This window comes from Escherichia sp. WS33, from assembly GCF_046486385.1.
In the GTDB taxonomy this organism is placed as follows: domain Bacteria; phylum Pseudomonadota; class Gammaproteobacteria; order Enterobacterales; family Enterobacteriaceae; genus ECMA0423.
Genome location: NZ_JBJQLJ010000031.1, coordinates 46,633 through 53,104, shown reverse-complemented (window position 1 = coordinate 53,104; position 6,472 = coordinate 46,633). Strand labels below are relative to the sequence as shown.

The 6,472-nt window shown below is 55.8% G+C and carries 8 protein-coding genes and 3 pseudogenes; 7 read left to right on the top strand and 4 right to left on the bottom strand.

Annotated elements, in window-relative coordinates; genetic code table 11:
• Window positions 1-112, top strand: a 112-nt coding sequence (locus ACJHXA_RS20340) for an IS1 family transposase (RefSeq protein ID WP_001691633.1), incomplete at its 5' end; no start/stop codon positions are given.
• Between the two features lie 52 nt (window positions 113-164).
• On the opposite strand, the gene ACJHXA_RS20335 is transcribed toward ACJHXA_RS20340, so the two are convergent.
• Window positions 165-1,136, bottom strand: coding sequence for an IS110-like element ISEc32 family transposase (locus tag ACJHXA_RS20335; RefSeq protein WP_000082154.1), 972 nt, complete (start codon window positions 1,134-1,136; stop codon window positions 165-167).
• 401 nt (window positions 1,137-1,537) lie between these two features.
• Here ACJHXA_RS20335 and ACJHXA_RS20330 point away from each other — a divergent pair, with 401 nt between their 5' ends.
• From ACJHXA_RS20330 to ACJHXA_RS20320, 3 genes are read left to right on the top strand one after another with little or no spacing between them, the layout of a single operon-like run.
• On the top strand, window positions 1,538-1,963 hold the full coding sequence (locus ACJHXA_RS20330; protein ID WP_001198922.1) for an antirestriction protein: 426 nt from the start codon (window positions 1,538-1,540) through the stop codon (window positions 1,961-1,963).
• Window positions 1,963-2,424, top strand: coding sequence for a DUF1380 family protein (locus tag ACJHXA_RS20325; protein ID WP_042007484.1), 462 nt, complete (start codon window positions 1,963-1,965; stop codon window positions 2,422-2,424). Before ACJHXA_RS20330 ends, ACJHXA_RS20325 begins: the two co-directional genes overlap by 1 nt.
• Window positions 2,424-2,606 (top strand): hypothetical protein, encoded by a 183-nt coding sequence (locus ACJHXA_RS20320; protein ID WP_001027505.1) that lies wholly within the window; start codon window positions 2,424-2,426, stop codon window positions 2,604-2,606. The genes ACJHXA_RS20325 and ACJHXA_RS20320 overlap by 1 nt, the downstream gene beginning before the upstream one ends.
• A 217-nt stretch (window positions 2,607-2,823) precedes the next feature.
• Here ACJHXA_RS20320 and ACJHXA_RS20315 read toward each other — a convergent pair.
• A pseudogene (locus tag ACJHXA_RS20315) lies at window positions 2,824-3,083 on the bottom strand (hypothetical protein); the annotation flags it as partial.
• Between the two features lie 516 nt (window positions 3,084-3,599).
• Here ACJHXA_RS20315 and ACJHXA_RS20310 point away from each other — a divergent pair.
• From ACJHXA_RS20310 to ACJHXA_RS20300, 3 genes are read left to right on the top strand one after another with little or no spacing between them, the layout of a single operon-like run.
• Window positions 3,600-3,830 (top strand): hypothetical protein, encoded by a 231-nt coding sequence (locus tag ACJHXA_RS20310; protein ID WP_000218642.1) that lies wholly within the window; start codon window positions 3,600-3,602, stop codon window positions 3,828-3,830.
• Window positions 3,831-3,881: 51 nt separating this feature from the next.
• On the top strand, window positions 3,882-5,243 hold the full coding sequence (locus tag ACJHXA_RS20305) for a DUF3560 domain-containing protein (RefSeq protein WP_000170681.1): 1,362 nt from the start codon (window positions 3,882-3,884) through the stop codon (window positions 5,241-5,243).
• Between the two features lie 45 nt (window positions 5,244-5,288).
• A complete protein-coding gene (locus ACJHXA_RS20300) occupies window positions 5,289-5,852 on the top strand; it encodes a class I SAM-dependent methyltransferase (protein WP_001311069.1) in 564 nt (187 codons plus the stop codon).
• A gap of 85 nt (window positions 5,853-5,937) precedes the next feature.
• Here the strand turns inward: ACJHXA_RS20300 and ACJHXA_RS20295 are convergent.
• Window positions 5,938-6,105 (bottom strand): annotated as a pseudogene (locus tag ACJHXA_RS20295) (hypothetical protein); the annotation flags it as partial.
• Window positions 6,106-6,266: 161 nt separating this feature from the next.
• Window positions 6,267-6,441, bottom strand: a pseudogene (locus tag ACJHXA_RS20290) (hypothetical protein); the annotation flags it as partial.
• Between the last annotated feature and the right edge of the window lie 31 nt (window positions 6,442-6,472).

The following is a 6,472-nucleotide window of genomic DNA, read 5'->3' as shown; positions in this document are numbered from 1 at the left end:
TCTGAGGCAGCACCTGGCACGGCTGGGACGGAAGTCGCTGTCGTTCTCAAAATCGGTGGAGCTGCATGACAAAGTCATCGGGCATTATCTGAACATAAAACACTATCAATAAGTTGGAGTCATTACCAGTTGTTCTTTCTGTCATTATGTAAAATGACCGGCAGTCATGAGATTACCTGTGATTGAAATGAGGCGTTCCACTCTTCCCCTTTTCTGAGCATGGTATTCAGAATGGTGATGAGTTTGCGCATGCAGGCGACCAGAGCAAGTTTTTTGGGTTTTCCGGCGGCAAGCAAACGCTGGTAGAACAGCTTTATGGCAGGATTAAACTGCGTAGCCACCAGAGCTGCCATGTTCAACGTTGCTCTCACTCCGGCTCTGCCACCAAACGTGGTCCGTTTCCCTCGCATTTTCCCGGAGTCTCTGTTTAGAGGAGCGACGCCAGTTAGAGCACTAATCTCCCGTCGATTGAGTTTCCCCTGTTCCGGTAGTTCGGCAATCAGCGACGCGACGGTGATATCGCCGACGCCTTTCACGCTGCCTATCAGTCTGGCCTGCTCCTGGAAGAATGCTGTCATGTGTTGTTTCATTTGCTCATTGATCCGGTCGAGCTCGTTTTGAAGCGCATCAATAATGTTATCGATACTCTTCCTGCTTTGGGGATGAGAAGGATAGAGACGATTACGCTCAGCGACCAGCATATGGTTCAACTGACGACGACGGACGACCATTGCGGCAAGTACTGCTCGTGCCTCATCTGGCAGATGCCGTATATAACGACTGCGGTCCGGATGGCGATCAATGACCAGGGCCAGTTGTGCTAGCATGGCGGCGTCAAGTTTATCTGTTTTAGCCAGATATCCCATTGAACGGGCAAAATCCCTAGCCTGTCGTGGGTTGATCACAACCACATCGTATCCTTCTGACTGAAGCTTACAGGCAATGGCTGCTTCAAGGCCACCGGTAGCTTCCATGAGAATCAGGTTAATTTTGGTGTGCTTCAGTTTATCTGTGATAACAGCGAAACCATCCTCATCGTTACCCACAGTGAATGGCTCAATCGTGTCGGTGGTGGCGATGTCCAGCGATAGTTTGGCAACATCAATACCCATGCATTGCAGATTTGGTTGACTCATATGACCCTTCCTTACGATACGAATTTGGTTTCAATCAACTGTACGGATTTGTGATGAGTGACTCAGCTCATGCGCGGGACGCTTGCATGCGGGCTTAATACCCTCGGGTTCGCACGTGCTGCATGAGCTTTGCCAGACCTACAGATTCAGTTTATGCCATCTTCAAGATATAAGGATACGCTTCGCCGCTGCGGTCACCCGGTCCCTCCTTCCCGTCTGCCGTGATTTTCCGGTCGTTTACCCGCTCAGATTTCGCGGTCTCACCCTCCAACTCCCGCCAGCCGTGTGTGTCAGGCTGCGGCTTCCCTTGCGCCCTATGCATCCCCGCCTTATCGCCCGGCTTTTATGGAGGCACGGCACAGCCCGGTGTCGCGGAATATGTGAACAACGGAGGAAATCCCATGCAGTATGCGAAACCTGTCACTCTGAATGTTGAAGAGTGCGACCGTCTGTCTTTTCTGCCTTACCTGTTTGGCAACGATTTTCTGTATGCCGAAGCATATGTGTACGCGCTGGCGCAAAAAATGATGCCGGAATATCAGGGAGGCTTCTGGCACTTCATCCGCCTGCCGGACGGTGGCGGTTACATGATGCCGGATGGCGACCGTTTTCATCTGGTTAACGGTGAAAACTGGTTTGACCGCACGGTCAGTGCCGATGCCGCAGGCATCATTCTGACTTCCCTTGTGATTAACCGCCAGTTGTGGCTGTACCACGACAGCGGTAACGCAGGGCTGACACACCTGTACCGGATGCGTGATGCGCAGTTGTGGAGCCACATCGAATTTCACCCCGAATGTAACGCGATTTACGCGGCGCTGGACTGATTAACGGACGGGGCGGCAATGCCGCCCCTGTAAAGGAGACGAGAACATGTACTGTTAAAGAAATTATCCGCGATGTACTGGATACAGACGTGCCGGACAGTGAATGCGTTTTTGCCGTGGTGCTGACCCGTGGGAATGTGCGCCATATGGCTCAGGACTGGAACCTGTCAGACGATGAGCTGGAAACCGTCATGCAGCGGCTGGACGATGCTTTTGTATATGGCGCATGTGACAGAGTTGTTTCCGATATTGTCAATGAACTGATGGAGGAAAAGCGCGTAAACCGCCTTGTAACAGTCCCTGCGGTGCTGCTGGAAAAAGTGATGGTGATGGCTGGTAGTGAAATTTATCGCCTCCATGCTGTCGGGAGCGAGAACGGGGGCGACGGTGACGCATTTGTCAGGGAAGAACGTGAGATTATGCGGGTGATGCGTCAGGCGCTGGACGGGGAGAACGGGTAATGAATATCAGCACGGAAACCCGCGAAATTCTGCGTAATTACAAAACCGTGATTAATGCGCGGCGTCGTGAGATGGGGCAGAAACCGCTCACCACCGCGCAGATTGTTGATGAAATCTGCGATTTTGTGACGAATCAGCAGGCGGTTTTCCTCGGTGGTCACTATATCCTTCAGGGCAGCTGAAACAGGTGATACAGGGCAGGCGGTGGAGGCCGCCTGTCAGCCCGCGCGAACCCCCCTGGCAGGCTGACGCCTGCCGGAAGGGAAGCGGGCCACGCTGACGCGTCGCCCGTTACCCTTCCCGTTAGTGATGTGTCCGGAATGTTTTTTCTGATGCTATTTTTCTGTGGTTACCGTGTTTGTTATTGTTCTTCTTCTTTTTCCTCTTCCTCTTCTTTCCGTTCCTCTCCTGTTTATGGCTTTTCCGGGCGTCCCCCTGGCGGGGCGGGCTGTCGTGAACGGAGCCAGCGGAGCTGTCTCCGCCCTGGCGGGCTTCCATCCCTGACGCGAAACCATGGCTTGCAGCGACCGTTCCGGTCGCGCCGCCTCTGTCGCGCCGTGGCCTGCGCTCCCGGCATCCCGGCAAAAGGCGCCGGAATGTAAGGAGCAACGCCGTTTCGCAAACCGCGCTTCACGTCGTTGCGGCGGGTCCCTGCTCATTGCCTGCCAAGTGCCACACACCCGTATGAGTCCCTGTCGCCGGGGGCTGAGACAGCCACAACCTGCCGCACTGACTGTCCAGGGTAAATGAACAGCCCACAAAATTTTTTACCCAGAACCCGGTAAAAAATTTTGCGTTCTGCCCAGGACAGGTGCGTCAGGCCGTGGCAGTGATGCCCCTTGCGGCGAAGGTTCTCAAACGGGTGAAGTTCATACCACAGGGAATACAGCAGCAGGTTCCCGCGAAACGTCAAAACCGCGGCTCCCGAAACTCAACGGGTGATGTTCTTTAAAAATCAGGATTTATTTCAGGCTCCGGCAATACGCATTTATTTGTTCTGTCAGTCATCCGGCTGGCAGGTAATGAGAACGCAGGAACAGAAGGAGGAAAACACCGGAAAGCGTCAGATGCAGATATGAAAAAAGCAGGTCAGGGACCTGCTTAATCCACGCCGTAGAAATCGCCGCAATCGATTTTCACGGCTTCACTAACCTGTGTCATAAGGAGTTTCATTTATGACAGTAAGTATTGTTTCACCTTCCGCAGCGGCTGTAAAGCCCCGCCGTCATCCCCGTTTCAGACGCGAAGACATCCCCGCGCCGGAAATTGACCCCGTGCTGAAAGCATTCGGGCGACACATAGCCCGGAGTTTTCACCGGGGACGTGGTGTACACATCCCCGCCATGAAAAACACGGCTTTCGGGCAGGTGCTCCGCACACTTGAACTGAAACGCGCTTTTAACTGATGAGGTGAGCCGCCCCGCGAGGGGCGGCAACAGACGGAAGGAGAACATTTTATGACATTAGCAGCAATCACCATGACCGCCCCGGAAGCCGCCAGCCCTGTGCAGATGTACCGCGCGACCTACTCACCGGATGACAACAAACTGCGCCTGTATGCTGCGTCACGTCTTGACCCGGAGACGTATAAAAAAGTGCATGATGCCGGTTTTCGCTGGGCACCAAAACAGGCGCTGTTTGTGGCTCCAGCCTGGACACCGGGCCGGGAAGACGTGCTCCTCTCACTTGCCGGAGAGATTGAGGATGAAGACAGCACGCTCGCTGAACGTCAGGAAGCACGGGCGGAGCGGTTTACCGGATACAGCGGAAAGCGGGCCAGTGAATCCGCACAGGCACTTGATGAAGTGGAAAGACTGGCCGCGATGATCCCGCCCGGTCAGCCCATTCTTGTGGGGCATCACAGCGAACGCCGCGCCCGTCGTGATGCGCAGCGTATTGAAAACGGCATGAAACGTGCCGTGATGCTCGTTGAACGTGCGGAATACTGGGAAGAGCGGGCGCGGTCGGCACTGCTTCACGCGAAGTATAAAGAACGTCCGGACGTTCGCTGGCGTCGTATCAAAAAAATCGAAGCTGATTTGCGCAAGGCTGAAAAGACCATCGCGCAGTCGCAGAAATATCTGACGATGTGGCGGGCTGAATCGCTGGATCTGAATATGGCAAAACTCATCAGCAGTCATGACCATATCAGCGCCTGTTTCCCGCTGGATACGTATCCGCGCCCGGCAGAAAAAAGCCAGTATGAAGGGAGCCGGTCGTTATGGTCGGCCCTGGATGATGACATCATCACCACGGAGCAGGCCCGCGAAATTGCGATCCGCTATCATGAACGGCAGATTCAGCATCAGCAACGCTGGGTTAACCACTATCAGAACCGCCTGATCTATGAGCGTGCCATGCTGGACGAAAGCGGCGGCGTGGTTACCCGGACACAGGATTTTGAGCCGGGCGGACAGGTTTTCAGCCGGGGCGAGTGGCTGACCATCATCCGCGTGAACAAAAGCAACGGGGCGGTGAGTTCAGTCACAACGCCGAATTACAGTTTTCTCGGGTACAGCGGCACGATGAAAGTGACACCCGATCGCATCACGGACTACAAAGCACCATCGGCAGAAGAGGCTGCCATCGCCAGCCAGGCCGCGAAGCGTCCGCCGGTAGTCAACTATCCGGGGGAAGGTTTCCGGGAAATGACAAAGGCACAGTGGGCCGCCCTGCCCCGGGACTGTAAGGCCGTGCGCAGTGTGGCAGAAGCAGAAGACCACGGGGCATACCGCTACCGCCGCACAATGGACAATAATTTCCGTCTGGTGAATGTGTATATCACCGACATGAAAATTACGGAAATCCCACAGAAATAAGGTATATCCCCCCGGGAAATCCCCGGGGATGACGGAGATAATGGCATGCACAGTCAGTTAAGAGAACGTATCCGGCTGATGCGCGCAAGGCTGGATAACGCCGCGCCGGTTGCTGAAATCCGGGCTGAATCTCAGCTTTTTGTGACTCCTGCCCCGGTCTGTGATCGCCTGGTGACGCTGGCGGAAATCAGCAACCGTGATCACATTCTGGAACCCTCTGCCGGCACCGGGGCCATACTGCGGGCGATTCGGGATACCGCGCCGGAGGCCATGTGTGATGCGGTGGAGATTAACAGCGGGCTGGTCCGGTATCTGCGGGAAAATTTTAACGGTGTCAGGGTACAGTGTGGCGACTTCATGGAATGGCAGCCGGTGCAGTATTACAGCCGGATCATTATGAATCCGCCGTTCAGTCACGGACAGGATATCCGGCATATCCTGCGGGCTTTTTCCCTGTTGCGTCCGGGGGGCGTTCTGGTTGCCGTCTGTCTCAACGGGCCGCGCCAGCAGGAGAAGCTGTTACCGTTTTCTGACGTCCGCGAGGAGCTGCCGCGCGGCACGTTTGCTTATACCGATGTCCCGACGATGATTATTCGTTTGCGTGCCTGATGACACAGGGCTGGCGGGAGGATAAATGCCCGTCTGTCCGCGCCGGGAAAAGACCGCGCGCCGGTGGCGCTGAAAGGGGCCGCGCTCACGCGCCGCCCCTTTCATTACGCGGACGTTCTGATGGGGGCTTCTGTCTTTTCAGACCTGTCATTTGTCTGTTACTGATGATGTTGTTGTTCCTGCTACTGCTACTGCTACTGCTACTGCTACTGCTACTGCTACTGCTCTTCTTTTTCCTGCCGCTCTGATTCTGACTACTGCAGTGTTGTCCTGTCTGCCGGGCGCACCTTCGGCTCCCGGCTGCCTGGCGGCATCCGGTCGTCAGGCCCGACTCCGACAGGCAGTTGCTGGCGCACCCGCCAGTCTCCGCCGAACCCGCTGGCGCGGTTTCGGGCTGTCGCTACGGTCCGATGCGTGAAAACCCCGGGCTTGCAGCGACCGTTCCGGTCGCGCCGCCTCTGTCGCGCCGTGGCCTGCGCTCCAGGCATCCCGGCAAAAAGACGCCGGGATGTAAGGCGCAACGCCGTTTCGCAAACCGCGCTTCACGTCGTTGCGGCGGGTCCCTGCCCGTTGTTGTGTCCGGTGCCATTCACCTGTTTAAGCCCCTGTCGCCGGGGGCT

Bases quoted from the DNA above. Each gene is read 5' to 3' on its own strand.
- ACJHXA_RS20305 (WP_000170681.1), top strand. From the start codon at position 3,882: ATGACATTAGCAGCAATCACCATGACCGCCCCGGAAGCCGCCAGCCCT.
- ACJHXA_RS20330 (WP_001198922.1), top strand. From the start codon at position 1,538: ATGCAGTATGCGAAACCTGTCACTCTGAATGTTGAAGAGTGCGACCGT.
- ACJHXA_RS20300 (WP_001311069.1), top strand. From the start codon at position 5,289: ATGCACAGTCAGTTAAGAGAACGTATCCGGCTGATGCGCGCAAGGCTG.
- ACJHXA_RS20320 (WP_001027505.1), top strand. From the start codon at position 2,424: ATGAATATCAGCACGGAAACCCGCGAAATTCTGCGTAATTACAAAACC.
- ACJHXA_RS20335 (WP_000082154.1), bottom strand. From the start codon at position 1,136: ATGAGTCAACCAAATCTGCAATGCATGGGTATTGATGTTGCCAAACTA.
- ACJHXA_RS20310 (WP_000218642.1), top strand. From the start codon at position 3,600: ATGACAGTAAGTATTGTTTCACCTTCCGCAGCGGCTGTAAAGCCCCGC.